General features: G+C 71.8%; 17 protein-coding genes. 4 read left to right on the top strand and 13 right to left on the bottom strand.

From position 1 onward, the window contains the following. Nucleotides 1-30: 30 nt before the first annotated feature. From ACTYVM_RS16370 to bldG, 4 genes are all read right to left on the bottom strand, one after another. Nucleotides 31-648: a small secreted protein gene (locus tag ACTYVM_RS16370; RefSeq protein WP_445526571.1), complete on the bottom strand. Its 618-nt coding sequence runs from the start codon at nucleotides 646-648 to the stop codon at nucleotides 31-33. 188 nt (nucleotides 649-836) lie between these two features. Next, a complete protein-coding gene (locus ACTYVM_RS16365) occupies nucleotides 837-3,245 on the bottom strand; it encodes a sodium-translocating pyrophosphatase (protein ID WP_445526570.1) in 2,409 nt (802 codons plus the stop codon). Nucleotides 3,246-3,558: 313 nt separating this feature from the next. Next, nucleotides 3,559-3,990, bottom strand: a complete 432-nt coding sequence (locus ACTYVM_RS16360) for an ATP-binding protein (protein WP_445526569.1) — start codon at nucleotides 3,988-3,990, stop codon at nucleotides 3,559-3,561. A gap of 106 nt (nucleotides 3,991-4,096) precedes the next feature. Beyond that, complete coding sequence (gene bldG / locus ACTYVM_RS16355; protein ID WP_121787637.1) at nucleotides 4,097-4,438, bottom strand: anti-sigma factor antagonist BldG; 342 nt, start codon at nucleotides 4,436-4,438, stop codon at nucleotides 4,097-4,099. An 82-nt stretch (nucleotides 4,439-4,520) separates the two neighbouring features. Between bldG and sftH the strand changes: the two genes are divergently transcribed. Next, nucleotides 4,521-7,019, top strand: a complete 2,499-nt coding sequence (gene sftH / locus ACTYVM_RS16350; RefSeq protein ID WP_445526568.1) for a DNA 3'-5' helicase SftH — start codon at nucleotides 4,521-4,523, stop codon at nucleotides 7,017-7,019. On the opposite strand, the gene ACTYVM_RS16345 is transcribed toward sftH, so the two are convergent. From ACTYVM_RS16345 to ssd, 7 genes are all read right to left on the bottom strand, one after another. Next, a complete protein-coding gene (locus ACTYVM_RS16345) occupies nucleotides 7,016-7,498 on the bottom strand; it encodes an Rv3654c family TadE-like protein (RefSeq protein WP_445526567.1) in 483 nt (160 codons plus the stop codon). The two genes, sftH and ACTYVM_RS16345, sit on opposite strands and share 4 nt — an antisense overlap. A gap of 73 nt (nucleotides 7,499-7,571) precedes the next feature. Next, nucleotides 7,572-7,982, bottom strand: a complete 411-nt coding sequence (locus ACTYVM_RS16340) for a TadE family type IV pilus minor pilin (protein WP_445526566.1) — start codon at nucleotides 7,980-7,982, stop codon at nucleotides 7,572-7,574. Then, nucleotides 7,969-8,160 carry a DUF4244 domain-containing protein gene (locus ACTYVM_RS16335; RefSeq protein ID WP_445526565.1) on the bottom strand — a complete coding sequence of 64 codons (192 nt, stop codon included), beginning with the start codon at nucleotides 8,158-8,160 and terminating at the stop codon, nucleotides 7,969-7,971. Before ACTYVM_RS16335 ends, ACTYVM_RS16340 begins: the two co-directional genes overlap by 14 nt. A gap of 123 nt (nucleotides 8,161-8,283) precedes the next feature. Next, the gene (locus tag ACTYVM_RS16330) at nucleotides 8,284-9,051 is read right to left on the bottom strand and encodes a type II secretion system F family protein (RefSeq protein ID WP_445526564.1); all 768 of its coding nucleotides are present in this window, start codon (nucleotides 9,049-9,051) and stop codon (nucleotides 8,284-8,286) included. A gap of 29 nt (nucleotides 9,052-9,080) precedes the next feature. Next, a complete protein-coding gene (locus tag ACTYVM_RS16325; RefSeq protein WP_445526563.1) occupies nucleotides 9,081-9,956 on the bottom strand; it encodes a type II secretion system F family protein in 876 nt (291 codons plus the stop codon). Further along, the gene (locus ACTYVM_RS16320; protein ID WP_445526613.1) at nucleotides 9,949-11,124 is read right to left on the bottom strand and encodes a TadA family conjugal transfer-associated ATPase; all 1,176 of its coding nucleotides are present in this window, start codon (nucleotides 11,122-11,124) and stop codon (nucleotides 9,949-9,951) included. Before ACTYVM_RS16320 ends, ACTYVM_RS16325 begins: the two co-directional genes overlap by 8 nt. A gap of 86 nt (nucleotides 11,125-11,210) precedes the next feature. Next, the gene (gene ssd, locus ACTYVM_RS16315; protein ID WP_445526562.1) at nucleotides 11,211-12,314 is read right to left on the bottom strand and encodes a septum site-determining protein Ssd; all 1,104 of its coding nucleotides are present in this window, start codon (nucleotides 12,312-12,314) and stop codon (nucleotides 11,211-11,213) included. A gap of 583 nt (nucleotides 12,315-12,897) precedes the next feature. Between ssd and ACTYVM_RS16310 the strand changes: the two genes are divergently transcribed. Further along, complete coding sequence (locus ACTYVM_RS16310; RefSeq protein ID WP_445526561.1) at nucleotides 12,898-13,731, top strand: HAD family hydrolase; 834 nt, start codon at nucleotides 12,898-12,900, stop codon at nucleotides 13,729-13,731. A 391-nt stretch (nucleotides 13,732-14,122) separates the two neighbouring features. Here the strand turns inward: ACTYVM_RS16310 and ACTYVM_RS16305 are convergent, their stop codons facing one another. Next, nucleotides 14,123-14,986, bottom strand: coding sequence for a Fic family protein (locus tag ACTYVM_RS16305; protein WP_445526560.1), 864 nt, complete (start codon nucleotides 14,984-14,986; stop codon nucleotides 14,123-14,125). Nucleotides 14,987-15,086: 100 nt separating this feature from the next. Here ACTYVM_RS16305 and ACTYVM_RS16300 point away from each other — a divergent pair, with 100 nt between their 5' ends. Further along, nucleotides 15,087-16,067, top strand: coding sequence for an ATP-binding protein (locus tag ACTYVM_RS16300; protein WP_445526559.1), 981 nt, complete (start codon nucleotides 15,087-15,089; stop codon nucleotides 16,065-16,067). 40 nt (nucleotides 16,068-16,107) lie between these two features. On the opposite strand, the gene ACTYVM_RS16295 is transcribed toward ACTYVM_RS16300, so the two are convergent. Beyond that, nucleotides 16,108-17,367, bottom strand: a complete 1,260-nt coding sequence (locus tag ACTYVM_RS16295; protein ID WP_445526558.1) for a polysaccharide deacetylase family protein — start codon at nucleotides 17,365-17,367, stop codon at nucleotides 16,108-16,110. 396 nt (nucleotides 17,368-17,763) lie between these two features. Here ACTYVM_RS16295 and acs point away from each other — a divergent pair, with 396 nt between their 5' ends. Continuing rightward, nucleotides 17,764-19,728 (top strand): acetate--CoA ligase, encoded by a 1,965-nt coding sequence (gene acs, locus ACTYVM_RS16290; protein ID WP_445526557.1) that lies wholly within the window; start codon nucleotides 17,764-17,766, stop codon nucleotides 19,726-19,728. Nucleotides 19,729-19,876 lie beyond the last annotated feature (148 nt).

Below are 19,876 nucleotides of genomic sequence, written 5' to 3'. Positions count from 1 at the left end.
ACAGCGCACACGCGCGTGTACCCGCGTGGGTCAGCCGCTCGCCGCCGGAGACGAGGCCGAGCCGGACGGGGCGGCGGAGGCGGACTTGCAGCTCGGCTGCTGGGCCATCGCCCGGCCGACGTCGCCCTCCTCGAGGTTCTTCAACGCGTCGTTCCCGGTCCGGCTCAGCTTGTCCAGCCGGGTGGCGATGCCCTTGAGCCCGTCGGCGAACTTGGCCTGGTCCTTGGTGTCGAGCTTGTCCACCTGCTCGTTCAGGGAGGTGTACGAGGCCGCGAGGCCGTTGAGCTCCTTGACCGCGTCCTGCTGCTTCTTCTTGCCGTTGTCGACCTCGGGCGCGCCGGCGGTCTTCACGGCCAGGCCGATCGCCTTGTAGGCGTCGGCCATGTCCTGGAAGGCCTGCGCGTCGGTCTTCTGGACCTGGGCCGGCGCGCTGTTGTCCGAGGTCTCCTTCTGGATGGCGGTGTTGGCGGCCTCGATCTTCTTCGCCTGCGGCTGCACCGCGTCGCACACCTGCTTGGCCCAGGTGTTCAGCGCGTCGTTCTTGCTGTCGGCAGCGCTGCTGGTGCAGCCCGTCAGTGCCAGTACGAGTACCGCACCGCCGGACAGTGCGGCCGCGAGCTTCTTGTTCACCGGATGGGTCCCTTCCATGGCTCTCGGCCCCGGAACATACACGTCGCGCCCGCCACACTCGGGAGTCACTAGCCCCCTGTGTGGTGTTTTGCGGCCATTTGCACCAAGCGAGAGAAGGCTCACGGGCATCCGCACACGCGGCGGGCGGGCGACGCGTCGTACGCGCCGCCCGCCCGTTTCCTGAGCCGTGCCCGGGATGAGACCGCCTACGAGACCACCGCGGGATCGGCCGGCTTGGACACCCGCTCGGCGTTGTCGTCGTCGTCGCCCACGGCGATACCGCGCCGCTTGGAGACGTAGACCGCGCCGACGATCACGGCCAGCGACAGCACCGCGACCACGATCCGCACACCGAGACTCTTGTCGGCGCCGTAGGAGAACTTGATGACCGCGGGCGCGATGAGCAGCGACACCAGGTTCATCACCTTCAGCAGCGGGTTGATCGCGGGTCCCGCGGTGTCCTTGAAGGGATCGCCCACCGTGTCCCCGATCACCGTGGCCTCGTGGGCCTCGCTGCCCTTGCCGCCGTGGTTGCCGTCCTCGACCAGCTTCTTGGCGTTGTCCCAGGCGCCACCGGAGTTGGCGAGGAACACCGCCATCAGCGTGCCCGCGCCGATCGCGCCCGCGAGATACGCGCCGAGCGCACCGACGCCGAGCGTGAACCCGATGAAGATGGGCGCCATGACGGCGAGCAGCCCGGGTGTGGCGAGCTCGCGCAGGGCGTCCTTGGTGCAGATGTCGACGACCTTGCCGTACTCCGGCTTCTCGCTGAAGTCCATGATCCCGGGCTTCTCACGGAACTGCCGGCGCACCTCGTACACCACCGAACCCGCCGACCGGGACACCGCGTTGATCGCCAGCCCCGAGAAGAGGAAGACGACCGCCGCGCCGGCGATGAGGCCGACCAGGTTGTTGGGCTGCGAGATGTCCATGATCAGGGTCATCGGCACACCCGAACCGGTCAGTCTCTCCCCGACGTCGCGCGCGCCGGTGGTGATGGCGTCCCGGTACGACCCGAAGAGCGCCGACGCCGCGAGGACGGCGGTGGCGATGGCGATGCCCTTGGTGATGGCCTTGGTGGTGTTGCCCACCGCGTCCAGGTTGGTGAGCACCTGCGCGCCCGCGCCCTCGACGTCGCCCGACATCTCGGCGATGCCCTGGGCGTTGTCGGAGACCGGGCCGAAGGTGTCCATGGCGACGATCACGCCGACCGTGGTGAGCAGTCCGGTACCGGCCAGCGCCACCGCGAACAGCGCGAGCATGATCGACGTACCGCCGAGCAGGAAGGCCCCGTACACGCTGAGGCCGATCAGCAGGGCGGTGTAGACCGCGGACTCCAGGCCCACGGAGACACCGGCGAGGACGACGGTGGCCGGACCGGTGAGCGAGGTCTTGCCGATGTCCCTGACCGGACGCCGGGTGGTCTCGGTGAAGTAGCCGGTCAGCTGCTGGATCACGGCGGCCAGCAGGATGCCGATCCCGACTGCGACCAGGGCGAGGATCCGCGGGTCGCCGTCCTTGCCCCTGATCGCCGCGTCGGTGACGCCGGTGAGACCGGCGTACGACGACGGCAGGTAGACGAAGACGGCGACCGCGACCAGGGCGAGTGAGATCACCGCGGAGATGAAGAAGCCGCGGTTGATGGCGCTCATGCCGCTGCGGTCGGCCCGGCGCGGCGCCACCGCGAAGATCCCGATCATCGCGGTGATCACGCCGATGGCCGGTACCAGCAGCGGGAAGGCGAGCCCGTCGTTGCCGAAGGCCGCCTTGCCCAGGATCAGCGCGGCGACCAGCGTGACGGCGTACGACTCGAAGAGGTCGGCCGCCATGCCCGCGCAGTCGCCGACGTTGTCGCCCACGTTGTCGGCGATGGTCGCGGCATTGCGCGGATCGTCCTCCGGAATGCCCTGCTCGACCTTGCCGACCAGGTCGGCGCCGACGTCGGCGGCCTTGGTGAAGATGCCGCCGCCCACACGCATGAACATCGCGATCAGCGCGGCACCGAGGCCGAAGCCCTCCAGCACCTTCGGCGCGTCGGCCGCGTACACCAGCACCACACAGGAGGCGCCGAGCAGGCCGAGCCCCACCGTGAACATGCCGACGACGCCGCCGGTGCGAAAAGCGATCTTCATGGCCTTGTGCGAGACAGCGGTGAGATCCTTTTCCGGCTCACCCTCCGAAGGGGTCGCCTCCCGGGCCGCCGCGGCGACACGTACATTGCTGCGCACGGCGAGCCACATGCCGATATAGCCGGTGGCCGCCGAGAAGGCGGCGCCGATCAGGAAGAACACCGATCGTCCGGCGCGCTGATTCCAGTCGTCCGCGGGCAGCAGCATGAGCAGGAAGAACACGACCACGGCGAATACGCCGAGGGTGCGCAGCTGGCGGCCCAGATAGGCGTTCGCGCCTTCCTGGACCGCTTCCGCGATCTTCTTCATGCTGCTGGTGCCCTCGCCTGCCGCGAGCACCTGGCGCACCAGGACGCCTGCGACCACGAGCGCGGCCAGCGCGACGGCCCCGATGACCGCCACGATGATCCGATTGTCGTTGGTCAGCACTGCAGCTGCGAAGGTTGTGGGGTGGCCCAACTGATGAGGGGTAGAAAGCCCCGCCATTCGTCCTCCTTGACGCTTGGGCTGAGCTCAAGATGTGGACGGATTGTAGGTAGCGGAACCTGATCAAAACAGAGCGCGGCGAACCGAATTGCCCTTCACCTGCTCTTCAGCAAATGATCGCCGTCACGCCACGGAACCCGAAAGGGGTAATGGTTCAAAACCATTGACCCTCGATCAATGCTTGATCAAATGATCTGCCGACCGGTCGTGAATTCGTTCACGAAATCAAATCTACCTGGTGGGAACGCCGGCGCAACAAGAAGGGCCCTGCGGAGCAGGGCCCTCATGTGTTGCGCCGAACGGGTGGAGTACGTCAGGGAAGCGCCGCGACTGGCGGTGTGGTCGGCCAGGTCATCTTGATCAACCCGCCGTGCTCCCCTGCCGAGACCTCCACGTCGTCGACGAGACCGCTGATGACCGCGAGGCCCATCTCGTCCTCCTCGGCCTCCGCCTCGTCCGCCGCGCCCGGGGCGTCCCCGGTGTGGTACGGCGCGTGCCGGGCCTCGTCGCCGACCTCGATGGAGAACTGCTTCTCCTCCTCGGTCAGCATCACCTTCACCGGTGCCGAGATCCCGCCATTGCGATGCAGTCCCACCGCCCGGGAACAGGCCTCGCCGACGGCGAGTCTGACCTCGTCGAGGACGGCCTCGTCCACTCCGGCCCTGCGCGCCACCGCTGCCGCCACCAGACGGGCGGTCCTGACGTGCTCGGGCAGCGCGCTGAAGCGGAGTTCGACGGTGGCCATGCATCCCCCTCGGAGCTACGGGCGTGCTGTCGAGGGACCGGGCCGCCGAAATGCCCGGCCCCCCGTTGGGACTCTGCCGCCCCGGTCACCGGCCCGGGGCCGGCGGTCAGTCTGTGGCCGACACCGCTTCGTCGACCGATGTGTGGATCGGGAACACCTTGGTGAGACCGGTGATACGGAAGATCTTGAGAATGCGCTCCTGGTTGCACACCAGGCGCAGCGAGCCTTCATGGGCGCGCACTCGCTTCAGACCGCCGACCAGTACGCCGAGCCCGGTGGAGTCGAGGAAGTCCACGCCCTCCATGTCGACGACGAGGTGGAAATTCCCGTCGTTCACCAGCTCGACCAGCTGCTCGCGCAGCTTGGGCGCGGTATATACGTCGATTTCGCCACCGACCTCGACGACCGTACGATCGCCGACGGTACGGGTCGACAGGGACAGGTCCACGGATCCTCCAGCACCTTGCTATCGAGCGGTCGCCCCTCGGGACACCTCGGCTTGAAGCCCCCGGGACGGTTCGCCAGCCGCGATGGCATTCAATCACTTACCGGCAGGCGTGCACGACGCCTTGGTCTCATTGTCCTGCACGTCGGTGACAGACTCGGTGCCGATGGCCAAGAATCACCGACCCGACCGATCCCCGGCCGCCCCCGCAACCCGCCTGGCGCCGGGCGCGGTTCTCGACCGGCTCGCCGCGGGGCAGAGCAGGGCTGCGCGCATCACTCATACGGAGCACTTGCCCCCGCGGGCGGGGCGCCATGCCGTCTGGCCCGACCGGATTCGGCCGGAGGTGATCGCGGCGGTCCAGGAGTGCGGGATCGAGCACCCGTGGGCGCACCAGGCGCGCGCCGCGGAGCACGCCCTCGACGGCGACTCCGTCGTCGTCGCCACGGGCACCGCGTCCGGCAAGTCGCTGGCCTATCTCGTCCCGGTGCTCTCGACGTTGCTGGACGGCTCCGAGGCGGCCAACGGCCGCGGCGCCACCGCCCTGTACCTGGCCCCCACCAAGGCCCTCGCGGCCGACCAGTGCCGTGCGGTGAAGGAACTCGCCCGGCCGCTGGGCAAGGCCGTGCGCCCCGCGGTGTACGACGGCGACACCCCGCCCGAGGAACGCGAGTGGATCCGCCAGTACGCCAACCACGTCCTGACCAACCCCGACATGCTGCACCGCGGAATCCTGCCCTCGCACCCGCGCTGGTCCTCCTTCCTGCGGGCCCTGAAGTACGTGGTCGTCGACGAGTGCCACACCTACCGGGGCGTCTTCGGCTCGCACGTCGCCCAGGTGCTGCGCCGCCTGCGCCGGCTGTGCGCGCGTTACGGCGCCTCTCCCGTCTTCCTGCTGGCCTCGGCGACCGCCGCGGAGCCCGCGGTCGCCGCCCGCCGCCTCACCGGCGTGCCCGTGGTGGAGGTGGCCGACGACGCCTCGCCCCGTGGTGAACTGGTGTTCGCCCTCTGGGAGCCCCCGCTGACCGAGCTGCGGGGCGAGCGGGGCGCGCCCGTCCGGCGTACCGCCACCGCCGAGACGGCGGACCTGCTGACCGACCTCACCCTCCAGGGAGTGCGCTCGGTCGCCTTCGTACGGTCCCGGCGCGGCGCCGAGCTGATCTCGGTGATCGCCCAGGAGCGGCTGGCCGAGATCGACCGGCCGCTGTCCCGGCGCGTCGCGGCCTACCGGGGCGGCTATCTGCCCGAGGAGCGCCGTGCCCTGGAGCGCGCCCTGCACTCCGGCGAGCTTCTGGGCCTGGCCGCCACGACCGCCCTGGAACTGGGCGTGGACGTGTCCGGCCTGGACGCCGTACTGATCGCCGGATACCCGGGCACCCGCGCCTCCCTGTGGCAGCAGGCGGGCCGCGCGGGGCGCTCCGGCCAGGGCGCGCTGGCGGTGCTGGTCGCCCGCGACGATCCGCTGGACACCTTCCTCGTCCACCATCCCGAGGCCCTGTTCGACCAGCCGGTCGAGTCCACGGTCCTCGACCCGGACAACCCCTACGTCCTCGCCCCGCACCTGTGCGCGGCCGCCGCCGAGCTGCCGCTCACCGAGGAGGACACCGAACTGTTCGGCCCGGCCTGCGCGGAGCTGCTGCCGCAGCTGGAGGCCGCGAAGCTGCTGCGCCGCCGGACGAAGGCCTGGCACTGGACCCGCCGGGAACGGGCCGCGGACCTCACCGACATCCGCGGCGAGGGCGGACGGCCGGTGCAGATCGTCGAGGCCGGCACCGGCCGGCTGCTCGGCACGGTCGACGCGGGCGCCGCGCACACGACGGTGCACGAGGGCGCGGTCCATCTGCACCAGGGCCGTACGTACCTGGTGCGCTCCCTCGACCTGGACGACTCGGTCGCCCTGGTCGAGGAGGCCGCCCCGCCGTACACGACGGCCGCCCGCGACACCACGTCCATCTCCGTCCTGGAGACGGACGTCGAGGTGCCCTGGGGCGACGCCCGCCTGTGCTACGGCTCCGTCGAGGTCACCCACCAGGTGGTCTCCTTCCTGCGCCGACGTGTCATCACAGGTGAGGTGCTCGGCGAGACGAAACTCGACCTCCCTCCTCGTACGCTGCGCACCCGCGCGGTGTGGTGGACGGTCACCGAGGACCAGCTCGACGAGGCCCGGATCAACCCGGAGATCCTCGGCGGCGCCCTGCACGCCGCCGAGCACGCGTCGATCGGCATGCTGCCCCTGTTCGCGACCTGTGACCGCTGGGACATCGGCGGCGTGTCCGTCCCGCTGCACCCCGACACGCTGCTGCCCACGGTCTTCGTCCACGACGGCCATCCGGGTGGCGCGGGCTTCGCCGAGCGCGCCTTCCACACCGCGCGCGCCTGGCTCTCCGCCACCCGCGAGGCCATCGCCTCCTGCGAGTGCGACTCCGGCTGCCCGTCCTGCATCCAGTCCCCCAAGTGCGGCAACGGCAACGACCCGCTGCACAAGAGGGGCGCCGTGCGTCTGCTGACGGTGCTGCTGAAGGCGGCCCCTGAGGAGAAGGAGGCAGAGGCTGACGCGGAAGGGGAAGCGGCGTTGGAGGCTTAGCCCGCACGGGTGAAAGGTGCCGGTGCCATGGACCCCGCGGAGGAGGTGGGCCCTGCTGACGTGGGCCCCTGTGTGGATCCCGCCGGGGTCGCCGGTCCCGCTCTCGCCCTCACCTTCGCGGTGAAGGGCCCCCGTTCCACCGCCGCCGTGACGTCCGAGGTGTCGCCCACGATCGCGCACCGGACGAGCCGGGTGCCGTGCGCCCGGGCCACCTCGTCCGCCCGGGCACAGGCCGCGTCGCCGCCCTCGGCCCAGTGGCCCGCCGCCGCCAGCGCGGCGAGGTCGGCGGCCCCGGCCGCGCGATGACGGTCGACCACCGCCTGCCCCAAGGCGAGACCGATGCCGAACACCACGCAGAGCAGGGCGATCGCCCCGACGCTCCACACGGTGGCGGAACCCCGGTCCGAGGGCCGGCGTCCGCCACGTCCGCCACCGATGAGCCGGCGAAAGCCGCGGAAGCCCGAGACGCGGCGCCTCATGTCCCCGCTCTGCGCCTCATGCTCCCGCCACCGCCTCATGTCCCCGTCCCCCGCCCCATGCTCCCGCCACCGTTCATGTCCCCGTCCCCGGCTGTGCGCGCGTCCCGACCGTGTCCTCCGCCTCCGCGACGGCTTCCTCCCTCAGCCGGAAGGGCAGTACGCCCAGCCCCGGCGGGTCGGCCTCGACGACCACGTGCACGTGGTCTCCCCGGCGGGTCACCGTGACCTTCGCCCCGTGCGGTGCCACATCCCGGGTCACCCGGGTGACCGCGCCGTCCGGGTCCTGGCGGGCGGCGGCCCGGGCCCCCGCCCGAGCCGCGTCCACGCACTGGATCTGCGCGAGCACGACCAGCAGGACCCAGACCAGCGTCGTCACCACCAGCACCAGCACGGGCAGGACCATGGCGGCCTCCGCCGTCACGAACCCCGCGTCGGCGCCTTCCCGTCCGGCCCGGTGCGCCCGTGCCCGTTCACGTCCGCGCACTGAGCGCTCGCTTCACGATGTCCTGCAACTCCGTCTTGACCTGGCCGCTCGTCACCACCTCGTAGAGCAGCACGGCGAACGCCACCGCTGCGATGATCCCCATCGCGTACTCCGACGTCACCATTCCCGCGTCCCTGCGCGCCAGGGCACGCAGCCGTGCCCGCACCTTCCCGTACATCTCAACCCCCGTGAGGTCTTGGCCTGTTGGCTGTGGTCCGTTGGTTGTTGCCTGTTGGTTGTGCCCTGTTGGTTGTGGTCCGTTGGTTGTCGACTCACTGCTCCTGCGTCCGATCCGGCGCCGTCAGCCACCCCCTCCGCCCAGTACTCCGCCCGCGAGGCCGATCAGCACCGGCAGCACGCCCACCGCGACGAAGGCGGGCAGGAAGCACAGCCCCACCGGCGCGGTGACCAGCACGGCGGCCCTGCGTGCCCGGGCCGTCGCGGTGCGCGCCCGGTCGGCGCGGACGTCGGCTGCGAGCCGGGCGACCGGTCCGGCGGCGGGAAGGCCCGACTGGTCGGCGCGTTCCAGCAGCCGTGCCAGGGCCGCGGCCCCCGGTATCGAGGCGAGTCCGCGCCAGGCGTCGGACGGCTGCCCGCCGAGCCGGACCTGAGCGGCGCCCCGGGCCAGTGCGTCCCCGACGGGGCCGCCCAGGGCCTCCCCGACGGCCTGGGCGGCGATCACCGGACCGGCACCGGCCGCGATGCAGGCCGCCAGCAGGTCGGCCGCGAGCGGGAGTTGACGGGCGGCCTCGGTCGCGTCGGACTCCGCTTCGGGACAGCTCCGTGTCCGCCGCCGCCACTGCCACATCCCGGCCGCGCCGGCCAGCCCGAGCGCGAGCCCTCCGAGCCCGCCGACCAGCACCCACCCGGCCCCGGCCACACCCACCGCCGGCAGCCAGCGCCGCACGGCACCCGCCGCCGGGATCCGTGAGCGCGAGCGCCGCGCCTCCCGCGGTGTCCGCTCCGTCCCCAGCACCGCTGCCGTCCGCCGCCGAGCGCTCCGCTCCCGGCCCATCGCCTCCAGCCGTCCCGCCGACAGCCACAGGAACGCCGCCACCCCCGCGGCCATCCCCACCCTGTGGACAACGTCATCCGCGCTCACATCGCCTCCGCCGTTCGCACGATCCGCAGGGCCCACCACAGCCCCGCGCCCTCCAGCACGCCACCGACGACCAGGCAGCCCAGTCCCGCTCCCGTGTGCAGCAGCACCCGCAAGGGGTCGGCCCCCATGGCGGTGCCCAGCAGCAGTCCGAGGACCGGCAGGCCGGCGAGCATGACGGCCGTGGCCCTGGCCCCCGACAACTGGGCTCGCAGATCGGCGCGTTGGTCGCGCTCCGCGCGCAGCGCCCCTTCGAGCCGGTCCAGCCCGGCCGCCAGGCCCGCGCCCTGGTCCACGGCCACCCGCCAGCAGGCCGCGAGGCCGCGCAGGCCCTCCGCGCCCGGCTGCCGGGCCGCCGCGGCGAGCGCGGCGGGCACGTCACCGCCGAACCGGGCCGCAGCCACCACCGCCGCCTGGGCGTCGCCGAGCCCGCCCGAGTCCCGCGCGGCGCACAGCAGCGCCTCGCCCGTCTGCCGCCCGGCCCGCACCTCTCCGGCGAGCGCCCCGCACAGGGCGATCACCGCGTCCGCCCGCCGTTCCCGCCGTCGGCGTGCCGTCCGGGCGAGCCGGGTGCGGCGCAGCAGCGGCACCCCGACCGCCCCCGCGACGACCGGCAGCACCGAGGCGCCCAGCACCGCGAGCACCATCCCGGCGGCCGGCGCCCAGTACTCGGCGCGCAACCGCCCCCGCGCCCGGGCCAGTCCGCGAAGGACCCGGTCCGGGAGTGGCCGTCCCGTGCCCTGCGGTCCGCCGCCGGCGAGCAACGACCGTGCCCGCCGTGCCGCGGAGTGCCGGCCGCCCAGCAGCCACACGGCCGCCCCGGCACACACCGCGCCCACGGCCGCGCAGGCGGAGCCCGAGAACCCTTCATCCATCGCGGTCGGCACCGTCCCTCCCGCTCTCCCCCCGGAGCAGCCTCCGCAGCCGCTCCCACCCCCGTTCCGCCAGGAACGCCTCCGCGCCCCAGCGCAGCGCCGGCACGGTCCGCACCAGTCCCGACTCGTCCCGCTCCAGCACCCGCACCTCGGCGATCCGCCGCCGTCCGGAGCGGTCCCGCACGAGGTGCAGCACCACCGACAGCGCGGCCGCCAACTGGCTGTGCAGCGCCGCCCGGTCGAGCCCGGCGGCGGTGCCCAGCGCCTCCAGCCGGGCCGGGACGTCGGCCGCCGCGTTGGCGTGCACCGTGCCGCAGCCGCCTTCGTGGCCGGTGTTCAGCGCGGCCAGCAGATGGACCACCTCACCGCCGCGCACCTCGCCCACGACCAGCCGGTCCGGCCGCATTCGCAGGGCCTGCCGCACCAGGTCCTCGAGGGTGACCAGACCCGCGCCCTCCTGGTTGGCGGGCCTCGTCTCCAGGCGGACGACGTGCGGATGGTCGGGGCGCAGCTCCGCGGAGTCCTCGGCGAGGACGATCCGCTCGCCGGGCCCGGCCAGCCCGAGCAGCGCGCTGAGCAGCGTGGTCTTGCCGGTTCCTGTTCCCCCGCTGATCAGGAAGGACAACCGGGCCTCGATCAAAGCCCGCAGCACACGGTCCCCACCGGGCGGCATCGTGCCCGCCGCGACCAGTTCCTCCAGGGTGAACGCGCGCGGCCGTACGACCCGCAGGGACAGGCAGGTGCAGCCGACGGCGACGGGAGGCAGCACCGCGTGCAGCCGGGTGCCGTCGGGCAGCCGGGCGTCGACCCAGGGCCGGGCGTCGTCCAGCCGGCGGCCGGCCACGGCGGCCAGGCGCTGCGCGAGGCGCCGTACGGCCGCCGCGTCGGGGAAGGCGACCGCGGCTCGCTCCAGTCCGCCGCCCCGGTCCACCCACACCCGGTCCGGGGCCGATACGAGGACGTCGGTCACCGACGGGTCGGCCAGCAACGGCTCCAGCGGACCGCTGCCGATCAGCTCGGAGCGCAACTGCTCGGCCGCGCCGAGCACTTCGGCGTCCCCGAGCACGCGGCCCTGTTCGCGCAGGGCCTGCGCGACCCGCGCCGGCGTCGGCTCGGACCCGCTCTCGGCGAGCCACCGCCGTACGCCGTCCAGCAACTCGGCGGGCATCCGGGGCCCGTTGGGGGGCGTGGGTTCGCGGAGCGCGTCCGCCGATGCCGCGCGCCGGTCCGTCCGCAGGTGTTCGGCGACCGTCCTCATGCGGCGGCCGCCTCGATCAGGGCCCGCTCCCAGAACGCGGTGCAGAAGCGGGCGAGCGGTCCGCGCGCCACCGCGCCGGGCGGGGTCCTGCCCTCGCCGGGGCGCCGCAGCGCCGACTCCACGGGCACCTCACCCGCCAGTGGCAGACCGAGCAGGCGGGCCACCTCGCGGTCGTCGAGCCCGGGCGCGTACGGCCCCCGGACCGCCACCCGCAGGTCGCGCAGGACCATGCCGACCGCGGAGGCCACCCGTGCCGCGGCCGCCACGGCACGCAGTTCGGCGGGGACCACGAGCAGGCCGAGGTCGATCTGGGCGAGCGCTTCGGCGCCCCCCTCGTCGACGCGGCGGGGCAGGTCGACCACCACGGCGCCGCCCCGCCGCCGGGCAGCTGCCAGCACCGCCCGGACGGCCTGCGGCGGGACGGCCACGCAGTCGCCGCGGTCCCAGCTGAGCACGCGCAGCGAGTGCAGTTCGGGCAGCGACTCCTCCAGCGCGCCGCCGCCGACTCTCCCGCGGGAGGCGGCGAACGCCGGCCAGCGCAGCCCCTCGGCCGTCTCCCCGCCCAGCAGGACGTCGAGGCCGCCGCCCAGTGGGTCGGCGTCCACGAGCAGGGTGCGCAGGCCCTGCCGAGCGGAGGTGACGGCGAGCGCGCAGGCCAGCGTGGACGCGCCCGCTCCGCCGCGGCCGCCGATGACACCCACGGTGAGGGCGGGGCGTCCGACGCCCTCGGCGACGTCGGCGATCCGGTCGACCAGCCACTGCTCGCCGTCGGGCAGCACCAGCACGTGGTCGGCGCCGATCTCGATGGCGCGCCGCCAGATGCCGGAGTCGTCCTGGTCGCGGCCGACCAGCACCACTCCGCGCCGGCGCACCGCCCCGCGCACCCGCCGGGCGGCGTCGTCGCCGACCAGGACCAGCGGCGCCGCCTCCCAGCCGCCTCCGCGCTCGGGCAGGCCGTGATGGACCTCGGGTGTGGCGCCCGCCGCCGCGCACAGGCGCAGCAGGTCGTCGAGGAGTGCGGCGTCCTCGGTGACGATCAACGGTCTGCCCTGGAGTCCTCCGGCATCGGGCGGTGGATCGTGTGTGACGGTTCCGGCCACGGGTCGAACCCCCTTCGCTGCTTCTTGCGCGCGGCCCGTGCGGCCCCGCAAATCCCGAACGTGGGAAGTACCGGCGAGCGGTCTTCCTTTGAGCGGCCGATACGAACCGGCCGCGCGCGCCCGGACAATCGGAACCGGCCATGAACTCGCCGGAAGCGGTGCGCGCAGGAATCACGGTGCAGTGATCCGGAAAATCGTGTGGATCTTGGTCAAAAACTGTGGACGACTCGATGGCTGTGAATATCGCCGTCACCCATACCGGTGACCCGTGTACTGGTTCCCGTACGACTTCCACAGAGCAGCGCCACGACTACGCACCGTGACAGATCAGGGAAAGCGCCCGCATCCCGCGCGGCGCGGCCGATCCGGCTCGGCGCCCACGGACGGAGGGGGAAAAACCCACCCGGACATGCGACGACCCCCGCCGGGGGGGAGAGCGGGGGTCGTCTCCACGGCCGACTCGGGGGGGGGAGGAGTCGGACCGGGTTGGCACGGTCGCGAACGATCCGTGACTTCCATGGTGTACCCGAGAGCCTTCTCAGGCAAACCCACGCGCCCACCTTACGCCGAATGGGCTGCCCCTATGCTCAGGAGCGTGGAAAACCACTCCTTGCCCCGCACAGCGGCCTTCTTCGATCTGGACAAGACGGTCATTGCGAAGTCGAGCACGCTCACCTTCAGCAAGTCCTTCTACCAAGGTGGACTGATCAACCGCAGGGCCGTGTTGCGGACGGCGTTCGCCCAGTTCGTCTTCCTCGCCGGCGGCGCCGACCACGACCAGATGGAGCGCATGCGCGAGTACCTGTCCGCGCTGTGCCGCGGCTGGAACGTGCGGCAGGTCAAGGAGATCGTCGCCGAAACGCTGCACGACCTGATCGACCCGATCATCTACGACGAGGCCGCGTCCCTCATCGAGGAGCACCACACCGCGGGCCGCGACGTGGTCATCGTGTCCACGTCGGGCGCGGAGGTGGTCGAGCCGATCGGCGAACTCCTGGGCGCGGACCGCGTGGTGGCCACCCGGATGGTGGTGGGGGAGGACGGCTGCTTCACCGGCGAGGTGGAGTACTACGCCTACGGCCCGACCAAGGCGGAGGCGATCCGCGAGCTGGCCGAGTCCGAGGGGTACGACCTCAGCCGCTGCTACGCCTACAGCGACTCGGTGACCGACCTGCCGATGCTGGAGTCGGTCGGGCATCCGCACGCCGTGAACCCCGACCGGGCGCTGCGCCGGGAGGCCGTCGGGCGCGCGTGGCCGGTTCTCGACTTCCACCGGCCGGTGCGACTGAAGCAGCGGCTGCCCGCCTTCTCCGTACCGCCGCGTCCGGCTCTGGTCGCGGCGGCTGCCATAGGCGCGGCGGCGGCCACCGCGGGGCTCGTCTGGTACACGACCCGGCGTCGGAACTCGGTTGTCTGATCCGCCTTTCGGTCACCTGATCCGTCACTCGGCCGCCGGAAAATCCCGCGCGGCCCTCATGCGCCCGTTCCGCTCCTGTTTGAACCGGAAAGTAAAGAAGTGCAGCCGGGGGTTCCGCTTACTCCCCCGCTTGCAGTACAAAGGACTCGACGGCCCGCGAGACCGAAGGACATCCGAAAGGATCACCTTTAGAGCGCAATTGGCCCCACGGACCGAGTATGAACACTGAGCACCCACGCGACGTCGACCCGTCGATTACGGGCCAGCCGCACCAGGTGACGGGCAAAGATCCCCACCTGATGGGCAACATATCGAGGACGCTTGGTAACTCGGTGGTCATGCCAGCGGCGGTACGAGTCCTCGTACCGCCGCAACCCTGTGTCCGGGCCCGTCACGCAGCCCCGCGCTGGAGCGCCTCGCACACCGCCGTGGACTCGCGCGCCCCCAGCTCCACCGCCCTGGCGCAGTGGGCGATCCAGGCCGCCACGCCCTCCGGAGTGCCCGAGACATAGCCGTCGAGGGCGGCCAGGTAGGCAGCGCGACCCAGTTCGGCGTGGCCGACCTCGGCGGGACAGACCGACTTGGGATCGAGGCCGCCGCCGACCAGGACGATGCGCTCGGCCGCCCGGGCGACCAGTCCGTTGTGGGAGACGAAGGGGCGCAGCGCCAGAAGTTCACCGTGCACCACGGCCGCGATCACCAGGGCGGGCGCGGAACTCCCGGCGATGATCAGGTCCGACAGGCCCTCCAGGCGCCCGGAGACCTCCTCGGCGCTCGGCGGCGGCAGCTCGATCAGCGGCTCCGCGACTCCCTCACCCTCCTGGCGCGGCCGTCCGACCGCGTCCTCGCGGCTCGCGGCGGCCACCAGGTGCAGCCGGGCCAGCACCCGCAGGGGCGACTGCCTCCAGATGGACAGCAGTTGACCGGCCTCGGCGGTCAGCCTCAGGGCGGCGCCCGTCACCCGCGCCTCGTCGTCACCGCTGAAGTCGGAGCGCCGGCGCACCTCCTCCAGGGCCCAGTCCGCACCGGACAGGGCCGCGGAGCCACGGGCGCCGCGCAGCGCCGCCTCGGAGGTGACCTCGTTGCTCCGGCGCCGCATGACCCGGTGCCCGTACACCCGGTCCACGGCCTTGCGCACGGACTCCACGGACTCGGCCACACCGGGCAGCGCGCCCAGGGCCGCGAGGGGGTCCGCCCCACTCGAGCTCTCTCGGGAGCCCGGGGGAGGTTCGGCGGTCGCGCCTGTCGTACTCATGAGTACGACCCTACGGGGCCGGGCGCTTCGCCCCACGAAGGAGTGGTCTTCTTCACGCACACCTCCACTCTCAGCAATCGGAGCGCTACGCTTTGTGAACATGAAAATTGCTTTCGTCGGGAAGGGCGGCAGCGGCAAGACCACTCTGTCCTCCCTGTTCATCCGCCATCTCGCGGCCACCGGCGCGCCCGTCGTCGCGATCGACGCCGACATCAACCAGCATCTGGGGGCCGCGCTCGGCCTGGAGGAGGCGCAGGCCGCCGAGCTGCCGGCGATGGGCGACCGGCTGCCGCTGATCAAGGACTACCTGCGCGGCACCAACCCGCGCATCACCTCCGCCGAGACAATGATCAAGACGACCCCGCCGGGCGAGGGATCGCGCCTGCTGCGCCTGCGCGAGCACAACCCGCTCTACGACGCCTGCGCGCATCCGGTGGAACTCGACGGCGGCGCCGCACGTTTGATGGTCACCGGCCCCTTCACGGACGCCGACCTGGGGGTCGCCTGCTACCACTCCAAGACCGGGGCGGTGGAGCTGTTCCTGAACCACCTGGTGGACGGCCGCGACGAGTACGCCGTGGTCGACATGACGGCGGGCTCGGACTCCTTCGCCTCCGGCATGTTCACCCGCTTCGACATCACGTTCCTCGTCGCCGAACCGACCCGGAAGGGGGTCTCCGTCTACCGCCAGTACAAGGAGTACGCCCGCGACTACGGAGTCGCCCTGCGCGTCGTCGGCAACAAGGTGCAGGGCCAGGACGACTTCGACTTCCTGCGCACCGAGGTCGGGGACGACCTGCTGGTGACCGTCGGACACTCCGACTGGGTGCGCGCCATGGAGAAGGGCCGGCCGCCCCGGTTCGAGTTCCTGGAGGACGTCAACCGCCGCGCCCTGCGCCTGCTCCAGGTGGCCGCCGACGCCACGTACGAGCTGCGCGACTGGGACAGCTACACCCGTCAGATGGCGCACTTCCACCTGAAGAACGCCGCCTCGTGGGGTAACGAACGGACCGGCGCCGACCTCGCGGCCCAGATCGACCCCGGCTTCGTCCTCGGCGAGGGCGTCACCGCTCCGGCATAGGTCCCGCCACGCCCGGAGTCCCGCCACGCCCGGAGTCCCGCTACGCCCCGGGCGCTCCGGGCGCGCCCTTGGGAGCCGGGGCCGGGCGAGCCGGCAGGAAGGACGCCCAGCCCTGCTTCGGGGCCTCACCGACCCGAAGTGTCCGCAGCTCGGCGAGGGTCCCCGGGCTCTGGGCGTCCAGCCAGTCGGCCAGCTGGCGGAAGGAGACACAGCGCACTTCGGGCTTGCCGCACACCTCCTTCACGACGTCCTCGACGGCGCGCATGTAGGTGCCGCCGTTCCAGGACTCGAAGTGGTTGCCGATCACCAGCGGGGCGCGGTTGCCGTCGTAGGCCCGGTGGAAGCCCTTGAGCAGTCCGTCGCGCATCTGGTCGCCCCAGGAGTCGAACCGGGCGGGGTCCCCCTGGGTCCGCGTGCCGGACTGGTCGCCCATGAAGCGGTAGTCCGCGGTCAGCTGCTCGGAGGTGTGCCCAGGGAAGGGCACCAGCTGCATCGACAGGTCCCACAGGCCGTCCCTCTTCGTGGGCCACACCTGGTTGTTGACACCGCTGCTGTCGTAGCGGAAGCCCAGCTCGCTGCCCGCCTTGACGAAGTTGTTCCGACCCTCCAGGCACGGGGTGCGGCCGCCGATGAGTTCCTTGTCGTAGTCGAAGGGCAGCGAAGCGGCGTTGTTCAGGCCGGCGTTGGTCCTCCAGGTCTTCACGAACTGCTTGGCCTGGGCGATCTCGCTCTTCCACTCCTCGACCGACCACTTCCCGGCCCCGCCGTCGGGACCGCAGAAGTGACCGTTGAGGTGGGTGCCGATCTCATGGCCCTCCAGCCACGCCAGACGCACCTGCTCGACCGTGTCGGCGATGCCCCGGGCGTCGTTGAAGCCGACGTCGGAGCTGCCCGCGGCGTGCCGCGGCGGGCGGTACAGGTCCCGCTTCTCCCGCGGGAGCAGGTGCACACCGCTGAGGAAGAAGGTCATGGTCGCGTTGTTGGCCTTGGCGACCTCGCGGAAGTGGGAGAACAGCCTCTGGCCGTCCTCCCCCGCCCCGTCCCAGGAGAACACGACGAACTGAGGTGGTTTCTCACCGGCCTTGAGCCGTTCCGGCCTGGGCAGGTGCGGCTGCGCCCCGGTGTACGCGGTGGACCCGTCGCCGATCAGGCGGACGAGACTCCCGGGCAGCTGCGGACCCTTCTGCGCGCCGGGCGCGCCCTGCCTCGGCACCTCGGGGCCGCTCGCGCAACCGCCGAGCGACGAGGCGCAGACCGCGGCCACGGCGACTCCCACGGCGATCCTCCGGTTGGCGGCCATGTTCCGCCCACCTTCTTCCTTCTCTCGTCCCACGCCGGGACGGCGTGTGCCGGCGATGTGCCGGACGGCCGACAGCGCCGTCAAGATCGCACGGACAGGAGAAGGAATTAGCATGACAAGCCGACAGAAGGCCCACTTCACTCAACGAGGTGACGCACTGCCCCGTTCACGACTCGGCGACCCGCGCACCGTGGGAGGTGACGGCACCTTTTCCCACAGTGCGCGACATGGCGAACACTCTGAGTAGGGAAGCGTTCCGGGAATGAACCTCCCGGGATAGCCGTGCGTGACCCGTGGATGAGCGGGTGTCAGGATGGGAGGGGTTGACCGACACCCTGGGCCCCTCGGAGAATCGGGCGCATTGAATGGTCTAAACCACTGGGACGGTGTGCGACGATGGCAGACAACGAGCGTTCTTCACTCTCCAACCTCCTGAAGGAGGAACGACGTTTCGCGCCGCCCGCCGACCTGGCCGCGAACGCCAACGTCACGGAGGACGCGTACGAGCAGGCCAAGGCCGACAGGCTCGGCTTCTGGGCGGAGCAGGCCCGCCGGCTGACCTGGGCCCAGGAGCCGACGGAGACGCTCGACTGGTCGAACCCGCCGTTCGCCAAGTGGTTCAAGGACGGCACGCTCAACGTCGCGTACAACTGCGTCGACCGGCATGTGGAGGCCGGACACGGCGACCGCGTCGCGATCCACTTCGAGGGTGAGCCGGGCGACCACCGCGCCATCACCTACGCCGAGCTCAAGGACGAGGTCTCCAGGGCTGCGAACGCACTGCTCGAACTCGGTGTCCGGACGGGCGACCGGGTCGCGATCTACATGCCGATGATCCCGGAGACCGCGGTCGCGATGCTGGCCTGCGCCAGGATCGGCGCCACGCACTCGGTGGTCTTCGGCGGCTTCTCCGCGGACGCGCTCGCCACCCGCATCCAGGACGCCGACGCCAGGGTCGTGATCACCGCCGACGGCGGTTACCGGCGCGGCAAGCCGTCCGCGCTCAAGCCGGCCGTCGACGAGGCGGTCGAGCGCGTGGACAACGTCGACCACGTACTCGTGGTCCGCCGCACCGGCCAGGAGGTCGCCTGGGCCGAGGGCCGGGACCTGTGGTGGCACGAACTCGTCGACCGGCAGTCCGCCGAGCACACCCCGGAGGCGTTCGAGGCGGAGCACCCGCTGTTCATCCTCTACACCTCGGGCACGACGGGGAAGCCGAAGGGCATCCTGCACACCTCCGGCGGCTACCTCACGCAGGCGTCGTACACGCACTGGGCGGTCTTCGACCTCAAGCCGGAGACCGACGTGTTCTGGTGCACGGCCGACGTCGGCTGGGTCACCGGCCACTCGTACATCGTGTACGGACCGCTGGCCAACGGCGCCACGCAGGTGATGTACGAGGGCACGCCGGACACCCCGCACCAGGGCCGCTTCTGGGAGATCGTGCAGAAGCACGGCGTGACGATCCTCTACACGGCACCGACCGCGATCCGTACGTTCATGAAGTGGGGCGACGACATCCCCGCGAAGTTCGACCTGTCCTCCCTGCGCGTCCTCGGCTCGGTCGGCGAGCCGATCAACCCCGAGGCGTGGATCTGGTACCGCAAGAACATCGGCGGCGACCGCACCCCGGTCGTCGACACCTGGTGGCAGACGGAGACCGGCGCCATGATGATCTCCCCGCTGCCGGGTGTGGCCGACGCCAAGCCCGGCTCGGCCCAGCGGCCGCTGCCCGGCATCTCGGCGACCGTGGTGGACGACGAGGCGAACGAGGTGTCCAACGGCGGCGGCGGCTACCTGGTGCTCACCGAGCCGTGGCCGTCGATGCTGCGCACCATCTGGGGCGACGACCAGCGGTTCATCGACACCTACTGGTCGCGGTTCGAGGGCCGCTACTTCGCCGGCGACGGTGCCAAGAAGGACGACGACGGCGACATCTGGCTGCTCGGCCGCGTGGACGACGTGATGCTCGTGTCCGGGCACAACATCTCCACCACCGAGGTCGAGTCGGCCCTCGTCTCCCACCCGTCGGTCGCCGAGGCGGCCGTGGTCGGCGCCGCGGACGAGACCACCGGACAGGCGATCGTCGCCTTCGTGATCCTGCGCGGCACGGTCACGGAGACCGAGGCCCTGGCCGGCGAGTTGCGCGACCATGTCGGCTCGACGCTCGGCCCGATCGCCAAGCCCAAGCGGATCCTGCCGGTGGCGGAGCTGCCGAAGACCCGCTCCGGGAAGATCATGCGGCGCCTGCTGCGTGACGTGGCGGAGAACCGGCAGCTCGGAGACGTCACGACGCTGACCGACTCCACCGTCATGCACCTCATCCAGGCCAAGCTCCCCGCGTCGCCCAGCGAGGACTGAGCGGCCAACGCCCCCGGGCGGGCGGGGACAGCAACGCGTCAAGGGGCACTCGGCGGACACACGCCGGGTGCCCCTTCCGCACCCCGGGAAGGCGCCCCCGAAGACGCCGGACCGTACGACCCGCCTTGGGTAAGGTAGGCGGGACAAC

The sequence above is a fragment of the Streptomyces cyslabdanicus genome (genome assembly GCF_052663305.1).
The sequence above is the reverse complement of the archived record's forward strand: the minus strand, read 5'-3'. Positions and strand labels throughout refer to the sequence as shown.

What these genes read in the sequence shown, in the direction of transcription:
- ACTYVM_RS16370 (WP_445526571.1), bottom strand. Translation starts at nt 648, where the DNA reads ATGGAAGGGACCCATCCGGTGAACAAGAAGCTCGCGGCCGCACTGTCC.
- ACTYVM_RS16365 (WP_445526570.1), bottom strand. Translation starts at nt 3,245, where the DNA reads ATGGCGGGGCTTTCTACCCCTCATCAGTTGGGCCACCCCACAACCTTC.
- ACTYVM_RS16360 (WP_445526569.1), bottom strand. Translation starts at nt 3,990, where the DNA reads ATGGCCACCGTCGAACTCCGCTTCAGCGCGCTGCCCGAGCACGTCAGG.
- sftH (WP_445526568.1), top strand. Translation starts at nt 4,521, where the DNA reads ATGGCATTCAATCACTTACCGGCAGGCGTGCACGACGCCTTGGTCTCA.
- ACTYVM_RS16345 (WP_445526567.1), bottom strand. Translation starts at nt 7,498, where the DNA reads ATGAGGCGCCGCGTCTCGGGCTTCCGCGGCTTTCGCCGGCTCATCGGT.
- ACTYVM_RS16335 (WP_445526565.1), bottom strand. Translation starts at nt 8,160, where the DNA reads ATGTACGGGAAGGTGCGGGCACGGCTGCGTGCCCTGGCGCGCAGGGAC.
- ACTYVM_RS16330 (WP_445526564.1), bottom strand. Translation starts at nt 9,051, where the DNA reads ATGGCCGCGGGGGTGGCGGCGTTCCTGTGGCTGTCGGCGGGACGGCTG.
- ACTYVM_RS16325 (WP_445526563.1), bottom strand. Translation starts at nt 9,956, where the DNA reads ATGGATGAAGGGTTCTCGGGCTCCGCCTGCGCGGCCGTGGGCGCGGTG.
- ACTYVM_RS16320 (WP_445526613.1), bottom strand. Translation starts at nt 11,124, where the DNA reads ATGCCCGCCGAGTTGCTGGACGGCGTACGGCGGTGGCTCGCCGAGAGC.
- ACTYVM_RS16310 (WP_445526561.1), top strand. Translation starts at nt 12,898, where the DNA reads ATGCTCAGGAGCGTGGAAAACCACTCCTTGCCCCGCACAGCGGCCTTC.
- ACTYVM_RS16305 (WP_445526560.1), bottom strand. Translation starts at nt 14,986, where the DNA reads ATGAGTACGACAGGCGCGACCGCCGAACCTCCCCCGGGCTCCCGAGAG.
- ACTYVM_RS16300 (WP_445526559.1), top strand. Translation starts at nt 15,087, where the DNA reads ATGAAAATTGCTTTCGTCGGGAAGGGCGGCAGCGGCAAGACCACTCTG.
- ACTYVM_RS16295 (WP_445526558.1), bottom strand. Translation starts at nt 17,367, where the DNA reads ATGGCCGCCAACCGGAGGATCGCCGTGGGAGTCGCCGTGGCCGCGGTC.
- acs (WP_445526557.1), top strand. Translation starts at nt 17,764, where the DNA reads ATGGCAGACAACGAGCGTTCTTCACTCTCCAACCTCCTGAAGGAGGAA.